Source organism: Pseudoduganella rivuli (assembly GCF_009674485.1).
Classification (GTDB): domain Bacteria; phylum Pseudomonadota; class Gammaproteobacteria; order Burkholderiales; family Burkholderiaceae_D; genus Rugamonas; species Rugamonas rivuli_B.
Genome location: NZ_WKJJ01000020.1, coordinates 109,439 through 131,815 on the forward strand (window position 1 = coordinate 109,439; position 22,377 = coordinate 131,815).

General features: G+C 62.2%; 20 protein-coding genes. 15 read left to right on the forward strand and 5 right to left on the reverse strand.

The annotated features are described in order from the left end of the window. Positions 1-4 precede the first annotated feature (4 nt). Both map and GJ700_RS27405 read right to left on the reverse strand, forming a co-directional pair. Positions 5-796: a type I methionyl aminopeptidase gene (gene map / locus GJ700_RS27400; protein ID WP_154380001.1), complete on the reverse strand. Its 792-nt coding sequence runs from the start codon at positions 794-796 to the stop codon at positions 5-7. Beyond that, positions 789-1,019 carry a ParD-like family protein gene (locus GJ700_RS27405; RefSeq protein WP_154380003.1) on the reverse strand — a complete coding sequence of 77 codons (231 nt, stop codon included), beginning with the start codon at positions 1,017-1,019 and terminating at the stop codon, positions 789-791. The genes map and GJ700_RS27405 overlap by 8 nt, the downstream gene beginning before the upstream one ends. 48 nt (positions 1,020-1,067) lie before the next feature. On the opposite strand from GJ700_RS27405, the gene GJ700_RS27410 reads away from it, so the two are divergent. Continuing rightward, positions 1,068-1,436, forward strand: coding sequence for a hypothetical protein (locus GJ700_RS27410; RefSeq protein ID WP_154380005.1), 369 nt, complete (start codon positions 1,068-1,070; stop codon positions 1,434-1,436). Here GJ700_RS27410 and GJ700_RS27415 read toward each other — a convergent pair. Next, the gene (locus GJ700_RS27415) at positions 1,414-1,782 is read right to left on the reverse strand and encodes a VOC family protein (protein WP_229507281.1); all 369 of its coding nucleotides are present in this window, start codon (positions 1,780-1,782) and stop codon (positions 1,414-1,416) included. The genes GJ700_RS27410 and GJ700_RS27415 overlap by 23 nt on opposite strands. Before the next feature lie 46 nt (positions 1,783-1,828). Further along, positions 1,829-2,596 (reverse strand): AraC family transcriptional regulator, encoded by a 768-nt coding sequence (locus tag GJ700_RS27420; protein WP_154380007.1) that lies wholly within the window; start codon positions 2,594-2,596, stop codon positions 1,829-1,831. A gap of 100 nt (positions 2,597-2,696) precedes the next feature. Here GJ700_RS27420 and leuS point away from each other — a divergent pair, with 100 nt between their 5' ends. The 13 genes from leuS (at position 2,697) to GJ700_RS27485 (ending at position 19,707) form a co-directional block, all read left to right on the forward strand. Beyond that, positions 2,697-5,339 carry a leucine--tRNA ligase gene (leuS, locus tag GJ700_RS27425; protein WP_154380009.1) on the forward strand — a complete coding sequence of 881 codons (2,643 nt, stop codon included), beginning with the start codon at positions 2,697-2,699 and terminating at the stop codon, positions 5,337-5,339. Between the two features lie 2 nt (positions 5,340-5,341). Continuing rightward, on the forward strand, positions 5,342-5,920 hold the full coding sequence (locus GJ700_RS27430) for an LPS-assembly lipoprotein LptE (RefSeq protein ID WP_154380011.1): 579 nt from the start codon (positions 5,342-5,344) through the stop codon (positions 5,918-5,920). A gap of 2 nt (positions 5,921-5,922) precedes the next feature. Beyond that, positions 5,923-6,939 (forward strand): DNA polymerase III subunit delta, encoded by a 1,017-nt coding sequence (gene holA, locus GJ700_RS27435; protein ID WP_154380013.1) that lies wholly within the window; start codon positions 5,923-5,925, stop codon positions 6,937-6,939. A gap of 31 nt (positions 6,940-6,970) precedes the next feature. Then, positions 6,971-8,242 (forward strand): glutamate-5-semialdehyde dehydrogenase, encoded by a 1,272-nt coding sequence (locus GJ700_RS27440; RefSeq protein WP_154380015.1) that lies wholly within the window; start codon positions 6,971-6,973, stop codon positions 8,240-8,242. A gap of 20 nt (positions 8,243-8,262) precedes the next feature. Continuing rightward, complete coding sequence (locus GJ700_RS27445) at positions 8,263-8,688, forward strand: CopD family protein (RefSeq protein WP_154380017.1); 426 nt, start codon at positions 8,263-8,265, stop codon at positions 8,686-8,688. 59 nt (positions 8,689-8,747) lie between these two features. Continuing rightward, the gene (locus GJ700_RS27450; protein WP_371868157.1) at positions 8,748-9,956 is read left to right on the forward strand and encodes a THUMP domain-containing class I SAM-dependent RNA methyltransferase; all 1,209 of its coding nucleotides are present in this window, start codon (positions 8,748-8,750) and stop codon (positions 9,954-9,956) included. A gap of 91 nt (positions 9,957-10,047) precedes the next feature. Further along, a complete protein-coding gene (locus GJ700_RS27455) occupies positions 10,048-11,331 on the forward strand; it encodes a multidrug effflux MFS transporter (RefSeq protein ID WP_154380019.1) in 1,284 nt (427 codons plus the stop codon). A gap of 206 nt (positions 11,332-11,537) precedes the next feature. Then, on the forward strand, positions 11,538-13,685 hold the full coding sequence (locus tag GJ700_RS27460) for an HDOD domain-containing protein (protein WP_195764026.1): 2,148 nt from the start codon (positions 11,538-11,540) through the stop codon (positions 13,683-13,685). Positions 13,686-13,688: 3 nt separating this feature from the next. Then, positions 13,689-15,953: a putative bifunctional diguanylate cyclase/phosphodiesterase gene (locus GJ700_RS27465; protein WP_229507282.1), complete on the forward strand. Its 2,265-nt coding sequence runs from the start codon at positions 13,689-13,691 to the stop codon at positions 15,951-15,953. A gap of 9 nt (positions 15,954-15,962) precedes the next feature. After that, complete coding sequence (locus GJ700_RS27470; RefSeq protein ID WP_154380021.1) at positions 15,963-17,558, forward strand: SEL1-like repeat protein; 1,596 nt, start codon at positions 15,963-15,965, stop codon at positions 17,556-17,558. A gap of 107 nt (positions 17,559-17,665) precedes the next feature. Then, positions 17,666-19,111: a flagellin N-terminal helical domain-containing protein gene (locus GJ700_RS27475; protein WP_154380023.1), complete on the forward strand. Its 1,446-nt coding sequence runs from the start codon at positions 17,666-17,668 to the stop codon at positions 19,109-19,111. Positions 19,112-19,183: 72 nt separating this feature from the next. Further along, on the forward strand, positions 19,184-19,417 hold the full coding sequence (locus GJ700_RS27480) for an addiction module protein (protein WP_154380025.1): 234 nt from the start codon (positions 19,184-19,186) through the stop codon (positions 19,415-19,417). Continuing rightward, positions 19,414-19,707, forward strand: a complete 294-nt coding sequence (locus GJ700_RS27485; RefSeq protein WP_154380027.1) for a type II toxin-antitoxin system RelE/ParE family toxin — start codon at positions 19,414-19,416, stop codon at positions 19,705-19,707. The genes GJ700_RS27480 and GJ700_RS27485 overlap by 4 nt, the downstream gene beginning before the upstream one ends. Here GJ700_RS27485 and GJ700_RS27490 read toward each other — a convergent pair. Beyond that, positions 19,652-20,839, reverse strand: coding sequence for a dienelactone hydrolase family protein (locus GJ700_RS27490; protein WP_154380029.1), 1,188 nt, complete (start codon positions 20,837-20,839; stop codon positions 19,652-19,654). The genes GJ700_RS27485 and GJ700_RS27490 overlap by 56 nt on opposite strands. A 165-nt stretch (positions 20,840-21,004) precedes the next feature. Here GJ700_RS27490 and GJ700_RS27495 point away from each other — a divergent pair, with 165 nt between their 5' ends. After that, positions 21,005-22,018 (forward strand): TraB/GumN family protein, encoded by a 1,014-nt coding sequence (locus GJ700_RS27495; protein ID WP_154380031.1) that lies wholly within the window; start codon positions 21,005-21,007, stop codon positions 22,016-22,018. Positions 22,019-22,377: the final 359 nt, after the last annotated feature.

Sequence of the window (22,377 nt, forward strand, 5' to 3'; positions counted from 1 at the left end):
AGGGTTAATGCCCCGCCTCACCCGGCGCCAGCGACAGCACGTCAAACCCGGTCTCCGTCACCGCCACCATGTGTTCCCACTGGGCCGACAACGAACGGTCCGCCGTCACCACGGTCCAGCCATCCGGCATCTGGCGCGACTGCGGCTTGCCCGCGTTGATCATCGGTTCAATCGTGAACAGCATGCCCGGTTGCAGCACCATGCCGGCGCCAGGGCGGCCGTAATGGCGAACTTCCGGTTCTTCGTGGTACACCAGGCCGATTCCATGGCCGCAATAATCGCGCACCACGGAATAACCTGCTTCTTCCGCCAGCTTCTGGATCGCATGGCCCACGTCGCCCAGGGTGGCGCCCGGCTTCACGGCGCGAATGCCGGCCCACATCGACTGGTACGTGGTTTTCACCAAACGTTCCGCCTGTTTCGACGGCTGGCCCACGTAATACATGCGGCTGGTGTCGCCATGCCAGCCATCCTTGATGACGGCCACGTCGATGTTGATGATGTCGCCGTCACGCAAGATGCGCTTCGCCGACGGGATGCCGTGGCAAATCACTTCATTGACGGACGTGCAGATCGACGCGGGGAAGCCGCCGTAGCCGACATTGGCGGGAATGACTTTCAGTTCGTCGACGATGAATTCGTGGCAGATCTTGTCCAGGTATTCGGTGCTGACGCCGCCCTGCACGTGGGGGGCGATCATCGTCAACACATCGGCCGCCAGCTTGGCCGCCACGCGCGCCTCTTCGATTTGCGCCGGGGTCTTGATCAGGATGGCGTTGTCTTTCTTTTTACGCATGCACGCCTCCCGCCATGGCGTCGGCCAAAGTGAGTCCGCCTTCGCTGGAAGCGGTGCGCATCAGCATCTGGCAGATGTCGCTGTAACGCAAGTCGGGATTGGTTTCGGCCAGCAAGCCGATGCGCAGCCAGTGCTCGGCCTGTGCATTGATCGAACGGTTCAATGCCGTGCTCGCGATGCGCAGGTTTTCATGCATCTGGTCGGAGATTTTTACGATGCCCATAATAAGTCAAATGCGTTTATATGAAGTGTATATGAAACGTATATTATCATGATTCAGGCCGCCGCTCTCACGATGGGCGGCGGATTCGTGTTAAATTGGGCCGACACCCATGTCGAGCGAGCCGCGATGAAACTATTTCTGACGTGCCTGTACATAATCGCCGCAGGCCTGATTGGCATGATGCTGGGCGGGTTTCTCGGTTTCTGGGGCTTGTTCGCATTCGCCCAGGCTTATGTGGCGGGCGGCGGCGCGCCGGCGAACGTCCAGGCATTGCCTTACATGACCATGGTGACGGCGCCTGCCGGGGCTCTGCTGGGCGCGATCATCGGCATCATCCTTGCCTTTTGGGCAAGGAAGCGCTACCGCGCCAGGCGGGCGGTGCAAGCGCCGGACGTCAGCGCACGTCCGCAACCTTGAACAGCGGGTTGTAAATCAGCCCCAGCAAATTCCCGAACGGATCGGCCAGCTCCGCCACTTTGATGCCTTCGCCGACGTCCTGGATGGCGGCGTGCACGGAAGCGCCCAGTCCGGCGATGCGCTCGACTTCCGCTTCGATGTTATCGACGCCCCAGTAAGCGCAGCAGCCGGCCGTACCCGGTTCGCCGTCCGGCACCAGGCCCAGCTCGAACCCGGCAATGGCGAAACCGACGTAAAACGGCTGGTCGAAGTAGGGCGCCGTGCCGAAAACTTCGGTGTACCAGGACTTGGCTTTATCCAGATCGCTGACGGGATATTTCACGGTGCGCAGTCCATTGATCATCATGTGTCTCCTGAAAAGATTGCAATAGAGGCATGATGCCACGGGGGCGTCAAACGCGATTGGATAAATGGAAACCTTCAGGCGTACTGTCGGCAAATTCCCGGAAATCGCGGATCAGGTGTGACTGGTCGAAATAGCCGCAATCCAGCGCCAGGTGTGCCCAGTCCACGGCGGCAAGGCCGGGTTGCGGCAGCGCGTCGGTGGCGCGCCGGAAGCGCAGAATGCGGGCGTACAGTTTGGGCGACAGGCCCACGTGGGTGCGGAATTGCGCCGCCAGGTGCTGGCGCGAGACGCCCAGCCGTTCCACCAGCGCGTCAACGCGCAATGCGCCGCCGCTGCTGTCCAGCGCATTCAGCGCCGCGCCGACCAGCGACGGTCCAGCCATGGGCGCCAGTGACGGCAAACGTGACAATAAATGTTGCTCGATCAGCCGCAGCCGCCCGGCATCGTCCAGCCCGTCCCGCCACAGCACGTCGGCCAGCCGCTCGACGTCGCCCAGCGCCCGGAATTCCGTCACCGCCACGTCGAGATCCGTCAGTTCATGCAGGGGAACGCCCAGGAACAGGCCCGCCGCGCCGGGCTTGAAACGCGCCGCCACCGTGCGCACCGGCCCCGCCAGCGGCACGTGGATGGCGCGCGTCATCATGCCGACGGCAAACGCCGGCCGGCCGCTGTCTTGCCACAGGATATCGATGCAATTGTCCGGCAACACGCGGTGTGTGGCGCCGGCCTGGCCGCCGCCCGGGGAGCCGCTGCGCCACAGGCACGCGACGTAACGGCGCAGTAAGGGATGGGGAGGGATTTCTTCGTAGTACATCTGCTATAAGACGCTGCGTGCTAACTCCGGGCGTGAACCAGTATAATGAAAGGTTCATATTCACCAATATCCACCAATATTCCTACTGGCCGCAACCATCATGCAAGATAAATATAGTCCCGCCGACGTTGAAAAAGCCGCCCAGGCCCACTGGAAAGCCATCGATGCCTACAAGGCCGTCGAAAACGACCCGCGTTTCCCTAAAGGCAAGTATTACGCTTGCTCGATGCTGCCTTACCCTTCGGGCAAGCTGCACATGGGCCACGTGCGCAACTATACGATCAATGACGTGATGTACCGCTACCTGCGGATGAATGGCTACAACGTGCTGATGCCGATGGGCTGGGACGCGTTCGGCATGCCTGCGGAAAACGCGGCGATGGCCAACAACGTGCCGCCGGCGAACTGGACCTACTCCAACATCGCCCACATGCGTTCGCAAATGGAGATGATGGGCCTGGCCATCGACTGGTCGCGCGAAATGACCGCGTGCAAGCCGGAATATTACAAGTGGAACCAGTGGATGTTCCTGAAGATGCTGGAAAAAGGCATCATCTACAAGAAGACCGGTACCGTGAACTGGGACCCGATCGACCAGACCGTGCTGGCCAACGAACAGGTGGTCGACGGCAAGGGCTGGCGTTCCGGCGCGCCGATTGAAAAGCGCGAAATCCCGATGTACTACGTGCGCATCACGGACTACGCGGATGAATTGCTGGACTACGTCGACAACAAGCTGCCAGGCTGGCCGGAGCGCGTGCGCACCATGCAGACCAACTGGATCGGCAAGTCGACCGGCGTGCGCTTCGCCTTCCCGCACCAGATCAAGGGCGCCGACGGCGAATTGATCCAGGACGGCAAGATGTACGTGTTCACCACCCGTCCCGACACCATCATGGGCGTGACGTTCTGCGCCGTGGCGGCCGAGCACCCGCTGGCCGCGCACGCCGCGCAAGACAAGCCGGAATTGCAGGCGTTCATCGCTGAATGCAAGATGGGTTCCGTGATCGAAGCCGACATGGCGACGATGGAAAAGAAAGGCATGCCGACCGGCCTGTTCGTCACGCACCCGCTGACGGGCGAGCAGGTGGAAGTGTGGGTTGGTAATTATGTGCTGATGACCTACGGCGACGGCGCCGTGATGGGCGTGCCGGCGCACGACGAGCGCGACTTCGCGTTCGCCAACAAGTACAACCTGCCGATCAAGCAAGTCATCACCACGGCCGACCAGCCGGAATACTCGACCGCCGCATGGCAGGAATGGTATGGCGACAAGGAAGCGGCCATCGTCACCAATTCCGGCAAATACGACGGCTTGAACTACGCGGCCGCCGTCGATGCGGTGGCCGCCGACCTGGCCGCCCAAGGCCTGGGTGAAAAGAAAATCACGTTCCGCCTGCGCGACTGGGGTATTTCCCGCCAGCGTTACTGGGGCACGCCGATCCCGATGATCCACTGCGATTCGTGCGGTTCCGTGCCGGTGCCGGAAAAGGATTTGCCGGTGGTGCTGCCGGAAGATTGCGTACCGGATGGCACGGGCAACCCGCTGAACAAGCATGAAGCTTTCCTGAAGTGCGATTGCCCAAGCTGCGGCAAGCCTGCGCGCCGCGAAACCGACACCATGGACACGTTCGTGGATTCGTCGTGGTACTACATGCGCTATACGTCGCCGGGCGCCGACACCATGGTCGATGCCCGCAACGATTACTGGATGCCGATGGACCAGTACATCGGCGGCATCGAACACGCCGTCATGCACTTGCTGTACGCGCGCTTCTGGACCAAGGTCATGCGCGACTTCGGCCTGGTGAAATTCGACGAACCGTTCGTCAACCTGCTGACGCAGGGCATGGTGCTGAATGAAACGTACTACCGTGAAGATGAAGCGGGCAAGAAAACCTGGTTCAACCCGGCCGACATCGAACTGACCACGGACGACAAGGGCCGCCCGCAAAGCGCGCTGCTGAAAGCCGACGGCCAGCCAGTCCTGATTGGCGGCACCGAGAAAATGTCGAAGTCGAAAAACAACGGCATCGACCCGCAGGCGCAGATCGAGCAGTACGGCGCCGATACGGCCCGTTTGTTCACGATGTTCGCTTCGCCACCGGAACAGACGCTGGAATGGTCCGGCTCCGGCGTGGAAGGCGCGAACCGCTTCCTGCGCCGCGTGTGGGCGTTCGGCTATGCACAGAAGGGCGCGATCGAGGCGGCCGGCTCCACGCTGGTGGGCGCCGCATCGACCGATGCGCAGAAAACCCTGCGCCGCGAATTGCACAAGATCCTGCAGCAAGCCGATTACGACTTGAAGCGCATCCAGTACAACACCGTGGTCTCGGCGTGCATGAAGATGCTGAACACCCTGGAATCGGCCAAGCTGGACGACTCGGCGGAATCGAACGGCGTGATTGCCGAAGGTTTCGCGATCTTCCTGCGCCTGCTGAACCCGGTCGCACCGCACATCACGCACGTGCTGTGGGATGAACTGGGCTATGCCAAGGTCGCCGGCGATTTGCTGAACGCGCCATGGCCGCAAGTCGATGCGTCCGCGCTGGAACAGTCGGAAATCGAATTGATGATCCAGGTGAACGGCAAGCTGCGCGGTTCCGTCAAAGTGCCGAAGGCTGCCGACAAGGCCGCCATCGAAGCGGCGGCGCTGGCCGAGGAAAGCGTGCAAAAGTTCATCGAAGGCACGCCGAAGAAGGTCATCGTGGTGCCGGGCAAGCTGGTCAACATCGTGGTGTAACGATGGTCATTATTTCCGGCAAGCGCCGCCTGGCGACGATCGCACTGGCCGCCGCACTGGCGGGCTCCCTGTCCGCCTGCGGCTTCCATTTGCGCGGGGACGGCGGCCATTACCGGCTGCCATTCCCTGCCATGTACGTGGGCTTGCCGGAATCGTCGCCACTGGCCATCGATTTGAAACGCAATATCCGCGCCAACGGCAGCACGGAAGTCGTGTCCGACCCCAAGCTGGCCGATGGCGTGATCGAAGTCTTGACCGATCCGGAAAAGACCCGCAGTAAGACCATCCTGTCGCTGAACAGCAATGGCCGTGTGCGTGAGTACTTACTCGCCTATAACATCGTGTTCCGCGTGCGGGACAAGCTGGGCAATGAATTGCTGGCGCCCACGCAAATCACGCTGAACCGCCCGATCACGTTCAATGAAACGCAATTGCTGGCGAAAGAGCAGGAAGAAGCGCTGCTGTACAAAGACATGCAGACCGACCTGGTGCAGCAGATGATGCGCCGCATGGCCGCCATCAAACCGGTGGCGACCATGTCGTGGGCGCCCGCCACGCCGGTGGCGGCTCCCAAGGAATAGCGATGCAGTTAAGGTTGGACGCGCTCGATGCGCACGTCGGGAAAACACTGGCGCCGCTGTATGTGATCACCAGCGACGAGCATTTGCTGGCGCTGGAAGCGGCGGACAAGATCCGCCGCGCGGCGCGTGCGCAGGGGTATTCCGAGCGCGACGTGCTGACGGTCGAGCGCAGCTTCAAATGGGGCGAATTGCTGGCCGCGAACCAGGCGCTGTCGCTGTTTGGCGATAAGAAGCTGATCGAGTTGCGCATCCCGTCCGGCAAACCGGGCAAGGATGGCGGCGCGGCGCTGCAGAATTACGTGAAAGACCTCAGCCCGGACAACCTGACCCTGATCACGTTGCCGAAGCTGGACTGGCAGACGCAAAAGGCCGCCTGGGTGGCGGCCTTGCAGCAGGCTGCCGTGTACATCGACATCCCGAATGTCGAGCGGGCGCAATTGCCCGGGTGGATAGGCTCGCGCCTGGCCGCCCAGGGGCAGGGCGCCGACCGCCAGAGCATCGATTTCATTGCCGACCGCGTGGAAGGCAATTTGCTGGCGGCGCACCAGGAAATCCAGAAACTGGGCTTGCTGCATGAACCGGGCAAGCTGACCTATGAGCAGGTACACGATGCTGTGCTCAATGTGGCGCGTTACGACGTGTTCAAACTCAGCGAAGCCATGCTGTCCGGCGATCCCGCGCGGCTGGTGCGTATGCTCGAAGGGCTCAAGGGCGAAGGGGAAGCTTTGCCGCTGGTTTTGTGGGCCGTCTCCGAGGAAATCCGCACGCTGCTAAAATTGAAGGCAGGAATGGCGCAAGGCAGGCCGCTGGGCGCGTTACTCAAGGAGTACCGCATCTGGGGACCGCGCGAGCGCATGATGGAACCTGCGCTGCGCCGTATCACGCTGCCGACCCTGGAAAAGGCGATGCAGGAAGCGGCGCAGATCGACAAGATGATCAAAGGCTTGCGCGCCAAAGCCTATGCGGGCGACCATTGGGACGCGATGCTGCAATTGGCGCTGAAAGTAGCCCGGGGGTAGGACCCGCCGGCGGCTCGACTGAGGACTGGAAATGGACATCAAGCAGTACATGGAACAAGTGGGCAAACAGGCGCGCGTCGCATCGCGCGCCATGGCCCGCGCCGATTCCGCGCAGCGCAACCGCGCGCTGCTGCTGATCGCCGATGCGATCGAACGCGAAGCCGGCGCCCTGCGCGCGGCCAACAAACAAGACATGGAAGCGGCCGCCGCCAACGGCCTGGCGCCGGCCATGCTGGACCGTCTGGCGCTGTCGGACACCGCCATCAAGACCATGGTGGAAGGCTTGCGCCAGATCGTCGCGCTGCCGGACCCGATCGGTGAAATCTCGAACATGAAATTCCGCCCGACCGGCATCCAGGTCGGCCAGATGCGCGTGCCGCTGGGCGTGATCGGCATTATTTATGAAGCCCGTCCGAACGTGACGGTGGACGCGGCCGGCCTGTGCATCAAGAGCGGCAACGCGACGATTTTGCGCGGCGGCTCGGAAGCCATCCACTGCAACCGCGCGCTGGCCAAACTGGTCAAGGAAGGCCTGGCCGGCGCCGGCTTGCCGGAAAACGGCGTGCAAGTGGTCGATACCACGGACCGCGCCGCCGTCGGTGCGCTGATCACGATGCCGCAATACGTGGACGTGATCGTGCCGCGTGGCGGCAAAGGCTTGATTGCGCGCCTGATGGAAGAAGCCACGGTGCCGATGATCAAGCACCTGGACGGCATTTGCCACGTGTATATCGACGCCAAGGCCGACATGCAAAAGGCGCTGGATATCGCCTTCAACGCGAAATGCCACCGCTACGGCACCTGCAACACGATGGAAACGCTGCTGGTGCACCGTGCGATTGCGCCGCAAGTGCTGCCGGAACTGGCCAAGCTGTATGCCACCAAGGACGTGGAATTGCGCGCCGATGCGGAAGCGCACGCGATCCTGGCCGCGGCAGCCTATCCTCACCTGGCGCAGGCCACGGAAGAAGACTGGGCCACCGAATACCTGGCGGCGATCCTGGCGATCAAAGTGGTGGGCGGCCTGGATGAAGCGATCGACCATATCAACACCTGGTCGTCCAAGCACACGGAAGCCATCGTCACGGAAGACTACACGGATGCGCTGCGCTTCCTGCGCGAAGTGGATTCGTCGTCCGTCATGGTCAATGCATCGACCCGCTTTGCGGACGGCTTCGAATATGGCCTGGGCGCGGAAATCGGCATTTCCAACGACAAGCTGCATGCGCGCGGCCCGGTCGGGCTGGAAGGGCTGACGTCGCTGAAATACGTGGTGTTCGGCCACGGCGAGATCCGTAAATAAGACGTCTATAAGGAGCATGCATGCTGTGGGTTAAAGCTTTCCACGTCGTCTTTGTCATTTCCTGGTTCGCCGGCATGTTTTATCTGCCGCGCATTTTCGTGAACCTGGCGATGGAAAAGGAAACCGTGGCAACCGAACGGTTGCTGCTGATGGCGCGCAAGCTTTACCGCTTCATGATGATGCTGTCGGTGCCCGCCGTGTTGCTGGGCGCGTGGCTGGTGTGGACCTTGTACCTGGAAGGCGGCGGCAAGATGCCGGGCTGGCTGCACGTGAAACTGGCGCTGGCCGTGCTGGCCATCGGTTATTCGCATGCGTGCGGCAGCCTGCTGAAGAAATTTGAGATGGGCAAGAACCAGCGCAGCCACACGTGGTTCCGCTGGTTTAATGAAGTGCCGGTGCTGCTGTTGGTCGGCATCGTGATCATGGTCATCGTCAGGCCCTTCTGACTGAAATAATGGGGCTGTGGCCCCATTCTTGTTTTTAACTACGGATAAAAGGTACCCCTATGGCTTCCTATTTTTGCCCATGCCCGCGCGGCATGGAAGCGGCATTGGCCGAAGAACTGGGTGAAATCGCCCAACTGCCTGGCAGCACGCTGAAAGTGCACAACCAGGTGCCGGGCGGTGTGCACTGCTCCGGCTCGCTGGAAGATTCGTACCGCGTCAACCTGCACTCGCGCATCGCGTCGCGCGTCCTGATGCGCATGGCGGCCGGCGGCTACAAGAATGAAAACGATATCTACGACCTGACCCTGGAACAGCCGTGGGAAGAGTGGTTCGGCACCGACCACACGATCCGCGTCGACATCACGGCCGTGAAGTCGCCGCTCAAAAGCCTGGAATTCACGACGTTGAAAATCAAGGATGCGATCTGCGACCGCTTCCGCGACATGTATAACAAGCGGCCGTCGGTCAACACGCGCGAACCGGACATGCGTATTGTCGGCTTCCTCGACCAGCACCAGTACATCGTCTACCTGGATACGTCCGGCGAAGCGCTGTTCAAGCGCGGCTGGCGCGATGAAACCGGCGATGCGCCGCTGCGTGAAAACTTGGCGGCGGGCTTGCTGCGCGTATCCGGCTGGAAGCCGGGCGTGCCGCTGTTCGACCCGATGTGCGGTTCCGGCACCATCCTGTGCGAGGCCGCGCAAATGGTGCAGGGTATCCCGCCGGGCGCGCGCCGCCGCTTCGCGTTCGAGAAATTCCATGACTTCGATCCGCAGCCGTGGATGGACATGAAAACCGCGATCAAGCCGAACCCGCTGCCGGCGGAACCGACGATTTTCGGTTCGGACATTTCGGGCGACATGGTGGCAATGACGCGCCACAACCTGCGCAGCGCCGGTATCCTGTTCGACGTGCCGCTGAAGCAGATTGAAGCGCAGCAGGTACAGGCGCCGACCAGCACGCCGGGCATCATGCTGACCAACCCGCCGTACGGCGAGCGTATCGGCGTGCGCGGCGACAGTTCGCTGGGCGAAGATGAACTGGCGACGACGTTCTACTCGGCGTTCGGCACCACCTTGAAACAGCGCTTTGCCGGCTGGACCGCGTTCCTGTTCACGGCGGACCTGGGCTTGCCCAAGCTGCTGCGCCTGAAGGAAGCGCGCAAGACGCCGTTCTTCAATGGCGCGCTGGAATGCCGCTTGTTCCGCTTCGACATGGTGGCCGGTTTCAACCGCCGCGAAGAAGCGAAGCCGAAGGCGCCGCAATAACGGACAGCTTGTGTCCTCGTACGGCGGGTGTGACCAACCCGCCGTGCCTGCATCCATGGCCGTGTGTTGGCGGCCCCAATGAGGAATCCCGATGTTCCCAGACTCCCCCTCCAGCACATCGTCCGACGACATTAAAATCCCCCCGCCCGAACCCAGCCACCACAAGCCCCTGCCGCGTGTCGCGTTGGCGTTCGTGCTGGCGTCACTGTCGATGCTCGGCCCGTTTTCCATCGACGCCTACCTGCCGGCGTTTCCCGATATCCAGGCCAGCCTGAATGCAACCCCGCTGGAAGTGCAGCAAAGCCTGACGGCGTACATGCTGGCGTTTGCCGGCATGGTGCTGTGGCATGGCGCGCTGTCCGATGCCTTCGGCCGGCGCAGCGTGGTGCTGGTCTCGCTGGTGCTGTTCGCGATCGGCACCATGGGCTGCGCGGCGTCCGCCAACGTGCATTATTTGTGGTTCTTCCGCGTGCTGCAGGGCGTGTCGGCCGGCGCCGGCGTGGTGGTGGGGCGGGCGATTATCCGTGACCGCTATGCCGACGCGCAGGCCGCGCGGCTGCTGTCGATGGTGACGATGATCTTTTCCATCGCGCCCGCGCTGGCCCCCGTGTTTGGCGGCTACATCGTCAAGCATTTGAACTGGCGGGCGATTTTCCTGTTCCTGTTCGTCTACACGATCGGCCTGTTCCTCGTGTGCTGGCGTCGTTTGCCGGAAACCCTGCCGCTGCACAAGCGGCAACCGTTCAACCCCCGCTACCTGCTGCATAACTACCGCGCGGTGCTGGGTTCGCCGCTATTCCTGATCAAGGCCTCCGTGGTGGCGCTGAATTTCGCGGGCTTGTTTGTCTACATCACGGCGGCGCCCATCATGCTGCCGACCCAGCTGCACCTGGGGCCGGACCAGTTCGGCTGGCTGTTCATCCCGGCCGTGAGCGGCATATTCCTGGGTGCGCTGTTTGCCAACCGTATCGCCGGCAAGGTGACGTTTGCGCGCCAGATCGCGATCGGCTTTTGCTTCATGCTGGCGGCGGCCGGTTGCAACGTGCTGTACCACCAGTTCCAGCCACCTGGATTACCCTGGACCGTGGTCCCGCTGTTCTTTTATACGATAGGCATGTCAACCGTATCGCCGGCGGCGACACTGCTGGGATTGGACTTATTTCCCCATTTGCGGGGCACGGCGGCATCGTGCCAGTCGTGCGCGTCGACGTTGCTGGCGGCCGTGGTGGCGGGGGCGATTGCACCGGCGCTGGCGCACTCGGTGTTGTGGCTGGCCTACGGTCAATTGGCCTTTACATTGACAGCGTTGGCATTATGGTTGACGTCAAGACATTACCGTAGCATGCTACTACGCCAGCCGGACGGTGAGTTATAACGGCAAGTTTTGAAAAAAGTTTAGTAGTAATGAAACTTGCTGATAAGTTATCGACTTCGTTTGTGCTAGTATAAATTTCCATGTTCTAAAAAAGTTGCCATACGTCACTATTTGTGGTCATATGGCTTATTACTATTTGCTAGCGCCGTTGCCGTTGGGCGCCAGTATTTTTTCGACGTCCACACTAGCGGCAAATGCTTGATACGATGCATCAATCAGACAATGACATCCGCAATCGCTTGCTGATTGCCCGTCTGCCGGCCATGCCGCAGATATTGATCAAGTTGATCGAGCACTTGCAGGCGGACGACGCCGGCATGCCGGAACTGGCTGCACTGATTGCCAAGGATGCCGGCATGACCAGCAAGATCCTGGCCGTCGCCAACAGTTCCGCGTATCACCGCAACAGCCGCGCCGTGGGGCTGGAACAATCGCTGGTGTCGCTGGGCACGGACATGATCAAGACCCTGGTCATCAGCGAATCCGTCTTCCAGACCTTCAACAGCTTCCCCCATTCCGGCAGCACGGACTTGCGTTCGTTCTGGAAAAGTTCGCTGACCACGGCCGTCATTGCACGCGACATCGCCCGGCAGCTCGAATACCCGCACGTGGAAGAAGCCTACCTGGCGGGCTTGCTGCACAACGTCGGACGCCTGGCCTTGCTGGCCACGGCGCCGAAAGAATATGCCTTCAATTTCACCGCGCGCGACGACGAGGATTTGTGCGCCGTTGAACAGCGCACCCTGCAAATCACCCACGCCGAAGCGGGCGCGTGGCTGATCGAGCGCTGGAACCTGGATTCCTTCCTGGCCGACTCCGTGCTGTATCACCACGAACCCGTGAGCCGCCTGGAATCGGCCCATCCGCTGATCCGCATCGTGCGCCTGGCGCACGTGCTGGCCAACCACGCGGATGCGGACGAAGCGGTGGCCGCCGGCGCCGGCCTGTGCAGCCTGGATGACGATGCGCTGCATGTCATTATCAAGGCGGCCGCGCGCCAGGTGGAAAAGTCGGCCGATTACCTGGGCATCGACCTGGCCGGCGCGGACGATATTGTGCCGCCGCCTGCCTACATGCCGCCGGCCGATCCGGTGCAGCAGCGCCTGTCCGAAGAAGTGCGCAACATGGTGCTGGTGTCGGAAATGGGCCAGACGTTTGCGCGCCAGCAGGGCGAGACCGGCATGCTGGAAGCGATGACGCGTTCGGCGCGCATCCTGTTTGACTTCAGTTCGTGCGTGATCTTGCTGGAAAACCCGACCGGCCAGGCGCTGGTGGGGGTGGCGGCGGGCGAGCACCAGCAGCGCCTGGCGGAATTTGCCATTCCACTGGCCAAGGGCGGCGCAATTGCCGCCAGTGCGCAGCAGCGCAAGCTGGCGTTGCTCACGCGCGCAGGACAAGGACCCCTCGGCATCGCGGAAGAACAATTGTTCCGCATCCTCGGTTCGGAATGCCTGGTCTGCCTGCCGCTGGTGGCGGGCCAGCGCTGCCTCGGGGTGCTGATCGGCGGCACGGCCGCATGGCAATTGCCGTCGTACCAGAAGCGCGAACGGTTCCTGCAAGCGTTCGGCAACCAGGCGGCGACCGCGCTGGAAACCGCGCTCAGTGAACGGGGCCACGCGCGGCGCCAGATCGCGCACGTGGCGGAGGAATACCGCGAAGCGTCGCGCCGCGTGGTGCACGAAGTGAACAACCCGCTGTCGATCATCAAGAATTACCTGTCCGTGCTCGATTCCAAGCTGGCGCGCCGCGAACCCGTGGTGGGCGAGATGTCGATCCTGAACGAGGAAATCGACCGCGTGGGACACCTGATCAACGGCCTGGCGGACTTGCAGCCGACCGATACCACCAGCGTCACCAACGTGGCGCGCGTGGTCGACGACGTGCTGCGCCTGTTCCGCGCCACGGAATTCGTGCCGGCGTCAGTGCAAATCCTGGTGCGCATGCAGGATGAGCCGGCGGAAATCGACGGCGACGCGGACATCCTCAAACAAATCCTGGTGAACCTCATCAAGAACTCGGTGGAAGCCCTGCGCGACGGCGGCAAGATTGAAATTGCCAACCGTGGCCACGTCAACCGCGAACGCCGCCTGTACCTGGAACTGGTGGTCAGCGACAACGGCCCCGGCATGTCGGCCGACGTGCTGGCCAACCTGTTCAGCCCTGTCCGCAGCGACAAGGAGGGCAAGCATCATGGGCTGGGACTGTCGATCGTCCACAGCCTCGTCAAGAAGTTGAACGGCATGATCACCTGCCGTAGCGGGAAAACCGGCACCACCTTCGAAATCCTGCTGCCGGCCCGCGGCAGCTCCAGCCAAATCGCCAGCGTACAAGCGCGCGCGATGGATCCTGTCTAAAAGATGAACGCGACTACTGCCAACGCCCAAACCCCGCATCTGGCAACTGACGCACCGCACGCGGTACCGCTCACCAGCGATTACTGTCCGCGGCTGCTATTGGTGGACGATGAACCCCGACTGCTGTCGTCATTGTATGAATTGCTGCGCGACCGCGAATACACGCTGGTGACCGCCACCTGCGGCAGCGAAGCGCTGGCGCAGCTGAACCGACTGCATTTCGACCTGGTGCTGCTCGACCTGCGCCTGCCCGACATGAGCGGCCATGAAATCATGGACTTCATGAACGGCAAGGGCATCGATGCCGACGTGATCGTGATGAGTGGCGATGTCGGCATCGAAGCCGCCATCGGCGCACTGAAACGTGGCGCCTATGACTACCTGCGCAAGCCGTACAGCCGCGAGGAATTGCTGAAGACCGTGGAGAACGCGCTGCAACAGCGCCGTCTCGCGATCGATAACCAGCGCATCGCGCAGCGCCTGGAAAATTCCGAGCGCATGTACCGTTACCTGGTCGACAGCTCGCCCGACATCATTTACACGCTGAACCACGAAGGCCACATCACCTTCGTCAATGACCGCGCTTACCAGTTGCTCGGCTTTACGCGCGATGAACTGATCGGCAGGCATTACTCGGTGCTGGTGCACGACGAAGACCAGGAACGGGCCCGCTACGTGTTCACGGAACGCCGCGGCGACGAACGCGCATCGCGCAACGTGGAACTGCGCCTGCGCTGCAAGGGCAACGGTATCGAGCGCACGTTCAGCAACACGCTGATGACGATCCCGCTCAATGCGATCGGCATGCACGTGCCGGACACGGAGCACATGCGCGACCATGTGCGCCACCAGCATTACGGCATTTATGGCGTGGCGCGCGACATCACGGACCGCAAGCGCGCGGAAGAAGTGATTTCCTACCAGGCCTATCACGACATCCTGACCGACCTGCCGAACCGCATGCTGTTCAAGGACCGCCTGGGCCTGGCGGTGATCCAGGCCAAGCGCAAACTGACGGAGCTGGCCGTGATGTTCGTCGACCTGGACCGCTTCAAGCTGGTCAACGATACGCTGGGCCACGTGAAAGGCGATGAACTGCTGCAACAGGCCGCGTTGCGCCTGAAGGATTGCCTGCGCCGTGGCGATACGCTGGCGCGCCAGGGCGGCGATGAATTCACCATCGTGCTGCCGGAGTTGCGCGACCGCCAGGATGCGAAAGTCATCGCTGAAAAATTCCTGGAAACGCTGCAAAAGCCGTTCGACCTCGATGGCCACCAGGTGCACATTTCCGCATCGATCGGCATCGCGATCTATCCGTCCGACGGCGAAACCATCGACGAATTGCTGCGCCATGCGGACATCGCGATGTACCAGGTGAAGGCGCTGGGCAAGAATGGCCACAGCTTCTATCACAACTCGATGCTGGACATGTCGCACCAGAAGATCGCGCTGGAGCAGGCATTGCGCCGCGCGCTGGAAAACAACGAGCTGGAAATGTATTACCAGCCGCAAGTCGACGTGAACACGGGCCGCATCACGGGCGCCGAAGGCTTGATGCGCTGGAACCATCCGCAGCGCGGCTTGCTGTCGGCCGGCGAATTCCTGCCGTTCGCGGAAGAAAACGGCTTGATGCTGCCGATCTCCGACTGGATGCTGGGCGCGTTGTGCCGCGACCTGCTGCAGTGGAATGCGGCCGGCGGCGAACATATGCGGCTGTCGCTGAACCTGTCGCCGCAATACCTGGACCGGGGCGACTTCTTTGAAAAGATGCGCGGCGCGCTGGCGCGCTACGGCATTTCGCCGGCACAGATCGAAGTGGAAATCACGGAAAACATTTGCATCCGTAATCCGCTGTATGCGATCGAACAGTTGAACAAGCTGTGCCAGCTGGGCGTATCGGTCGCCATCGACGATTTCGGCACCGGCTATTCGTCGCTGTCGTACCTGCACCGCTTCCCGATCCACACGCTGAAGATCGACCAGTCGTTTGTGAAGGAAATCCACGACGAGCATGGTCACTATCCGGTGATCCTGGCCATCATTTCCATCGCGCGCGGGCTGGGCTTGCACCTGGTGGCGGAAGGCGTGGAAACCGCGACGCAGGCGCGCTACCTGCAGGCGAACGGCTGCACCACGATGCAGGGGTATTTGTACTATCGCCCGATTTCACTGACGGACTTCATTACGGTGCTGCAAAAGCAGGAAGCGGGCGACCTGGCGCCCCAGGTCTTGCACACCGCCCCGTCGATGGTGGCGATCCAGGCATAAGGTTTCAGCATGCAGAAATATACGGCCACGGAAGCGGATGCTTCGGGCGCCAGCACATATACCGCGGAATTCCTGCGCGTAAAAGACCTGGCGGAACGGGGCGTGGCCAATGCCCAGCACAGCCTGGGCTTCATGTACTTCAACGGGCAGGGCGTCGAGCAAAGCTATGAGCTGGCCGTGGCGTGGTACCGGCAAGCGGCCAACGCGGGGCTGGAACATGCGCAATACAACCTCGGCGTGATGTACCAGAAGGGCCAGGGCGTCGGCATGGATTTGTCCGAAGCGGCGCGCTGGTACCAGTTGTCGGCCGAGCAGGGCTATGCGGCGGCCCAGTACAACCTGGGCTGGATGTATGCCAAGGGCCAGGGCGTGCCGAGCGATACGCAGCAAGCCATGTACTGGTTCAGCAAGGCGGCCGAACAGGGCGACGCGGGCGCGCAAAACAACCTGGGCATGATGTACGACACCGGCAAGGGTGTGCCGCAGGATTTCCGGCAAGCGATCCACTGGTACCGCAAGGCGGCCGAGCAGGGCTATCCCCGCGCGCAATTCAATCTGGCGCTGCGCTATGACAATGGCCAGGGCGTGCCGCAAGACGTGCACCAGGCCATTTCGTGGTTCCGCAAGGCGGCCAACCAGGGCTATGCGCCGGCCCAGTTCAACCTCGCGCTGCGCTACGACAAGGGCGACGGCGTGCAGCAAGACAGCCAGCAAGCGATCCAGTGGTACCGCTGCGCGGCGGAACAGGATCACGCCAGCTCGCAATTCAACCTGGGCCTGATTTACGACAATGGCCACGGCGTGCCGCGCGACGAGCAGAAAGCGCTGCACTGGTACCGCAAGGCGGCGGACCTCGGGCACGCCGCCGCGCAAAACAACCTGGGCTTGCGTTATGACCATGGCCAGGGCGTGGCGCAGGATTACCAGCGCGCCGAACAGTGGTACCGCAAGGCTGCCGAACAGGGATTCCCCGCGGCCCAGTACCACCTGGGCCTGTTGTATGACAATGGCCATGGCGTGCCGCAGGATGCGCACGAAGCCGTGTTCTGGTACCGCAAGGCGGCGGACCAGGGCCACTTGCGCGCCCAGTTCGACCTGGGCTTGCGCTATGAAACGGGACGCGGCGTGCCGCAGGATGCGCGCAAGGCGCTGACGTGGTACCGCAAGGCGGCCGAACAGGATTACGTGGCGGCCCAATACAACCTGGGCCGGTTGCTGGACCGCGACGACGGCCCGGCGCCCGATCCCGTGCAAGCGGCGCAGTGGTACGCCAAGGCGGCGGAACAGGGGCACACGCTGGCGCAGTTTGAAATCGCGTTGCGGTTCGACACGGGGCAGGGCATGCCGCGCGATTATGCGCAGGCGCTGACGTGGTACCTGAGGGCGGCGGAACAGGGCCATGTCCGGGCCCAGTTCAACGTGGGCCTGATGTATTACAGCGGCCAGGGCGTGGCGGCCGACATGGCGCAGGCGTGGCTGTGGCTGGCCATGGCGGACAAGGGCGGCGCGCAAGGCGCGGCCCGCTACATGCAGGCGGCATCGAGCCGCATGGATGCGGCGCAGCTGGCGCTGGTCCACGAACGCATGGAATTGTTGCCAGCCTGATACTGCCCACGGCGCGCGGCCCCCAATTTGTTTCCGCAGGTTAAAGACCTGCAGTTTACCTGCCGTTACCCAGCGTAGGACCGCCCTTCCCTGGATAATTGCAAAAAATGCAAATCAACACCAACATCGATGCGATGACCGCCGGCCGCAGCTTGCTGCGTTCGGCGGACGATGTTGGCGTCAGCATGGCGCGGCTGTCATCCGGCATGCGCATCAATTCCGCCAAAGACGACGCGGCGGGGATGGCGATTTCCGAGCGCCTGACGGCGGGTGTCAGCGGCATGAACCGGGCCGCGAAAAACGTCAATGACGGCATTTCGCTGCTGCAGGTGGCCGACGGGGCGGCCAGCCAGCTGGCCGATAACTTCCAGCGTATCCGCGAGCTGGCGGTGCAGGCGGCCAATGGCACGTACACCACCGATGACCGCAGATCGATCCAGGGGGAAGTTGCCGCGCTGATGAAGGCCAACGCCGACATCATCCATGGCGCCCGTTTCAACAATATCAACCTGCTCGATGGCTCGTTCCGCGAAAACTTCCAGGTGGGCGACAAGGTGGGGCAAACCATTTCGCTGGCCATTCCGGCCGTGATTCCCGCCAACCAGACCCAGGTCAAGCTGGTGGAAACGCCGGTCATGCAAGTGAAAGCCGTCGGCCAGGTGCAGGGCGCGCTGGCGACGGGCAGCCTGGTGCTGAACGGCGCCGTGGTAGGGGCATCGGCGGCGGGCATCAATCCGGGGCAGAACAGCTTCAGCGCCTGGGCGGTGGCGCGCGCCATCAACAACGCCAATCCGCCCGACATCACGGCGCTGGCGGAAAACAAGGTGACGGGGACTGCGGGGGGCGTCGGCGCCGTGCAGGCCGGTGATCTCACCATCAACGGCATCAGTATCGGCGCGTTCAATGGCGCCTCGACCGCTGCCTATGCGGCGGCGGCGGCGGGCGCCATCAGCGGCGCGTCCGGCAGCACGGGTGTGACGGCCAGCGCCAATGGTTCCGTCATCACGCTGGAAGCCATCGATGGCCGTGACATTTCCATTGGCGGCTCGGCAGCGGGATCGCTGGGCCTGGCCGCCACCATGCATCATGGCACCGTCACCTTGACCAATACCGCGTCGATCGATGCCGACAACCTGACCATTGGCGGCAGCAATCCCGGGGCGGCGGGTTTTGCCGGCGGCATCATTCCGCCGCAGCCGACCGGCGCCACGGAAATGGCCGTGCGCGCGGTCGGTTCAGGCGATCCGCCGATCGACCTGAGTACGGCGCTCAGCGCCACCAACATGCTGGACTTCATCGACGGCAAACTCGACAGCATCAACGCGATGCGTTCGATGCTGGGGGCGACGGAAAACCGCCTGGCCCACGCGCACGACAACCTGGTCAACAGCGTGGAAAACGCCAGCGCGGCCCGCTCGCGCATCCGCGACACGGATTACGCCGCTGAAACCATGCGGCTGACGCGCAGCCAGATCCTGCAACAGGCCGGCACCGCCATGGTGGCGCAAGCCAATTCGCTGCCGAATCAGGCGTTGCTGCTGCTGCGGGCGTGAAGAAGGTGGCTTCAGCTCAAGACACGGTCCAAGTCCGTCCGTACAATAGAGGAATCACCGGAGGACTGAACCATGGCGAAGCAAGGGAAATTGCTGTCCGCACAACTTGATGCGTTGACGGCGCAGGAAAAAATCGCATTGGCGGAAGAACTTCTTGTGTCCGCATGCCAGGACGATCCAGCGTGGGACGACGCCTGGGGCAGGGAGGCCGAGCGCAGGCTGGATGCGCTGGCGCGTGGCGAAGCGACGGCAAAGGACGCCAATGAAGTATTGGCGCGGTTGTCCGCCAAACAGCCGGCGCCGTGAACATCCGCATTCATGCCGAAGCGGAAGCTGAACTGGAAGATGCGCACCAGTATTACCTCGGCATTGATGAACGACTGTCTGCAGCATTGTTGCGGGAGGTCGCTCGCCTTCTTGCGCAGATCTCTTCGTACCCTCTCGGGTGCAAATTATTGGGTACAGGCCAATTGCGGCGCTGTACATTGAAACGCTTTCCCTACGTGGTTATCTATGAACCACGAGTCAGCGAAATCATGGTCATCGCGTTTGCCCATGCGAAGCGCCTGCCGGGCTATTGGCAGGACCGGCACTAAACTGTTTATCCAGCCATTCAAAAGCCCCTTCCTGCGCCTCCAGCGGAAACACGTGTCCGTGCGGCAGCACGCGGGTTTCAAACCGTTCCGGCGCCTGCCATGCTTTCCACACTTGCGCCATCTTGTTGAAGGCTGTTTGTGCCGAGGCGGCGGGGAACAGCGGGTCGCTGGCGCCGGCGATGAATAACGCGGGCTTGGGGGCGGCCAGGCTGGCGACATCCGGGTAGTCGAGGTAGCGCACCAAGCCCGGATGCAGCATGTGCCATGCGGAGCTGCCTTTCAGCTGGTTATTCCCGGCGACCATCAAGCCTTCGGTGGTGGCCATCCAGTTGGCCGCCACCACGGCGGTGACGGCATCGGACAGCGCCGCCACCTGCCACGCGCGGTAAGCGCCCATGGAAAAACCGAAGGCCGCCACGCGGCGCTTGTCGACTTGCGGCTGCGCCGCGAGGAATTCCGCGGCGCGCACATCGTCCAGCGCATGGATACCGGCCAGCGACGTGCCGAGGTTGAAACTGTTGGCCGCCAGCGCCTGCTGCGTGTCACCGGTCAGCGTGCCCCGGTCGCCCCAGCCCAATGCATCGACGGCCAGTACCACATAGCCGCGCCGCGCCAGTTCATCGCCCAGGTGGCGGCCGCCGAAGTATTTGGCGGCCCATGCCTGCGACAGCGCGCTGCGCGCGGCATCGCCCATGGGGGCGACTACTTTTTCCTTGCCGATATCGAATTTGCCGCCATGGTCGTGCAGCATCAGCACGGCGGGGAAGGGGCCGGCGCCTTTCGGGACCAGCATCAGGGCGCGTACGCGACTGTCCTGCGTGAGGTTGAAGGCGACGTCGCGGGCCGTGTAAGCGCCGCGGTCCTGCTCCGCCAGCACTTGCGGCGCGAACGGCGTCCGGTCCGGCGCTTGCAGCGTGGCGTCCCACACTTTGGCGCGGCCTGCCGCACGCCATGCCGCCAAATCCTTCACTTGCGGCGACCACGCCATGGGGAACGTCAGGCGCGCCTTCAGCGCCTGCTGGAAGGCCGGCATATTGTCCTCAATGCCGCCGGGTTGCTGCGCCTGTACGGCGCCGGCCAGCGCCGTCATGGAGAAAACTGTGGAGGCAATCAGGTGCGCTGGCTTGGGCATGTGGATCGTTTCAGTCGGCAGGTGGCACTGAACGATACCCGGCCTGCCCGGCTTTGACAAACGATCCGGGCCCCGGCATGGCTTCCGAACATTTTGTAACGATTCAGTTGTCAAAATTAAATTTCTTCGTTGTAACATCGGCCTTCCCTTTTCAGGAGATGACCGATGCTGAAACGTTTGCTTCCCGCGCTGTGCCTGTGTGCCGCCATGGCGCCCGCCTGGTCCCAGTCTGATCCCGCGCCCGCCCCGGCGCAGCCGGAACCGGACGTCGCCGAACTGCAAACCGTCCAGGTCACGGGCCAGCGCCCCGGCCCCGGTTTGTGGAAAGTCTCCCAAGGGGACCATGTGCTGTGGATCTTCGGCACGTACGGGCCGCTGCCGCAAAAAATGGAGTGGCGTTCGCAGCAGGTGGAATCCATCCTGGCGCAATCGCAGGAATATCTCGGCTTGCCGGGCTTTTCCATCGGGGTGGGCTTTTTCCGGGGCCTGACATTGCTGCCATTCCTGCCCGGCCTGGAAAAAAATCCGGATGGCGCGCACCTCAAGGATGTGCTGCCGGCCGATACCTATGCGCACTGGCTGGCGCTCAAGGAAAAGTATATCGGCGCGGACGACGACATCGAACGCAAGCGCCCGTTCTTTGCAGCGGACGTCCTGTTCCGCAAAGGCCTCGCCCATGCCGGGTTATCGAAGGGGAATGACGTCGAAAAGACCATCGACAAAATCGCGAAACAGCACAAGGTCAAATTCACGTCCACCGTGCTGTCGATGGAGATAGACGACCCGGTCAAGACCGTACGCAATTTCAAGAAGTCGCCGATGGAAGATGCCGCCTGTTTTGCGAAAACCGTGGAGCGGCTGGAAAGCGATATCGACGCCGCCCGCGCCCGCGCCGCAGCCTGGGCGATCGGCGATATGGATGTGATCCGCAAAGTCAATTTCGGCGACCGCGAGCAGGCCTGCAAAGACGCCATCCTCGGCGCTGGCGGCATGCGCGACCAGGCCGCGCTGAAAGACGTCGAGCAGCGCCAGCGCACGCATTGGCTGGGGGCGGTGGACAAGGCGCTGGCCGCCAACACCACCACGTTCGCGCTGCTGTCGATGCGCGAATTAATGAATCCGAAAGGCTTGCTGGCGGATTTGCAGGCCAAGGGTTACACGGTGCAGGCGCCGGAATAATCCGGGTCACGCGCGGCAGGCGCATTGCGGATTTGCCAATGCCGCGCATTCCCGCGTAGAATGCGGGGCATGCGGGTGTAGTTCAATGGTAGAACGGCAGCTTCCCAAGCCCCGCCACATCAATAACATCCACTATTCATGCGGGTTTTAAACGCATGAATATGTGATCGTACCAAAATCCCACCTTAATCAACAAGTTAGTTGCCATCACAGTTTCGATCCCTCATTTAGCCGAAAAAGCTGCTGATACGCTGTGATGGCTGATTATCAAATATTTGGCCGGTTATGGAGTATTTGTATTCGGTCAAAAGTGCTGCATGCTGTCTTTCATTATTATTTCTTCCTTTGTCTTTTTTCGT

What these genes read in the sequence shown, in the direction of transcription:
- map (WP_154380001.1), bottom strand. Translation starts at nt 796, where the DNA reads ATGCGTAAAAAGAAAGACAACGCCATCCTGATCAAGACCCCGGCGCAA.
- GJ700_RS27405 (WP_154380003.1), bottom strand. Translation starts at nt 1,019, where the DNA reads ATGGGCATCGTAAAAATCTCCGACCAGATGCATGAAAACCTGCGCATC.
- GJ700_RS27410 (WP_154380005.1), top strand. Translation starts at nt 1,068, where the DNA reads ATGATTCAGGCCGCCGCTCTCACGATGGGCGGCGGATTCGTGTTAAAT.
- GJ700_RS27415 (WP_229507281.1), bottom strand. Translation starts at nt 1,782, where the DNA reads ATGATGATCAATGGACTGCGCACCGTGAAATATCCCGTCAGCGATCTG.
- GJ700_RS27420 (WP_154380007.1), bottom strand. Translation starts at nt 2,596, where the DNA reads ATGTACTACGAAGAAATCCCTCCCCATCCCTTACTGCGCCGTTACGTC.
- leuS (WP_154380009.1), top strand. Translation starts at nt 2,697, where the DNA reads ATGCAAGATAAATATAGTCCCGCCGACGTTGAAAAAGCCGCCCAGGCC.
- GJ700_RS27430 (WP_154380011.1), top strand. Translation starts at nt 5,342, where the DNA reads ATGGTCATTATTTCCGGCAAGCGCCGCCTGGCGACGATCGCACTGGCC.
- holA (WP_154380013.1), top strand. Translation starts at nt 5,923, where the DNA reads ATGCAGTTAAGGTTGGACGCGCTCGATGCGCACGTCGGGAAAACACTG.
- GJ700_RS27440 (WP_154380015.1), top strand. Translation starts at nt 6,971, where the DNA reads ATGGACATCAAGCAGTACATGGAACAAGTGGGCAAACAGGCGCGCGTC.
- GJ700_RS27445 (WP_154380017.1), top strand. Translation starts at nt 8,263, where the DNA reads ATGCTGTGGGTTAAAGCTTTCCACGTCGTCTTTGTCATTTCCTGGTTC.
- GJ700_RS27450 (WP_371868157.1), top strand. Translation starts at nt 8,748, where the DNA reads ATGGCTTCCTATTTTTGCCCATGCCCGCGCGGCATGGAAGCGGCATTG.
- GJ700_RS27455 (WP_154380019.1), top strand. Translation starts at nt 10,048, where the DNA reads ATGTTCCCAGACTCCCCCTCCAGCACATCGTCCGACGACATTAAAATC.
- GJ700_RS27460 (WP_195764026.1), top strand. Translation starts at nt 11,538, where the DNA reads ATGCATCAATCAGACAATGACATCCGCAATCGCTTGCTGATTGCCCGT.
- GJ700_RS27465 (WP_229507282.1), top strand. Translation starts at nt 13,689, where the DNA reads ATGAACGCGACTACTGCCAACGCCCAAACCCCGCATCTGGCAACTGAC.
- GJ700_RS27470 (WP_154380021.1), top strand. Translation starts at nt 15,963, where the DNA reads ATGCAGAAATATACGGCCACGGAAGCGGATGCTTCGGGCGCCAGCACA.
- GJ700_RS27475 (WP_154380023.1), top strand. Translation starts at nt 17,666, where the DNA reads ATGCAAATCAACACCAACATCGATGCGATGACCGCCGGCCGCAGCTTG.
- GJ700_RS27480 (WP_154380025.1), top strand. Translation starts at nt 19,184, where the DNA reads ATGGCGAAGCAAGGGAAATTGCTGTCCGCACAACTTGATGCGTTGACG.
- GJ700_RS27490 (WP_154380029.1), bottom strand. Translation starts at nt 20,839, where the DNA reads ATGCCCAAGCCAGCGCACCTGATTGCCTCCACAGTTTTCTCCATGACG.
- GJ700_RS27495 (WP_154380031.1), top strand. Translation starts at nt 21,005, where the DNA reads ATGCTGAAACGTTTGCTTCCCGCGCTGTGCCTGTGTGCCGCCATGGCG.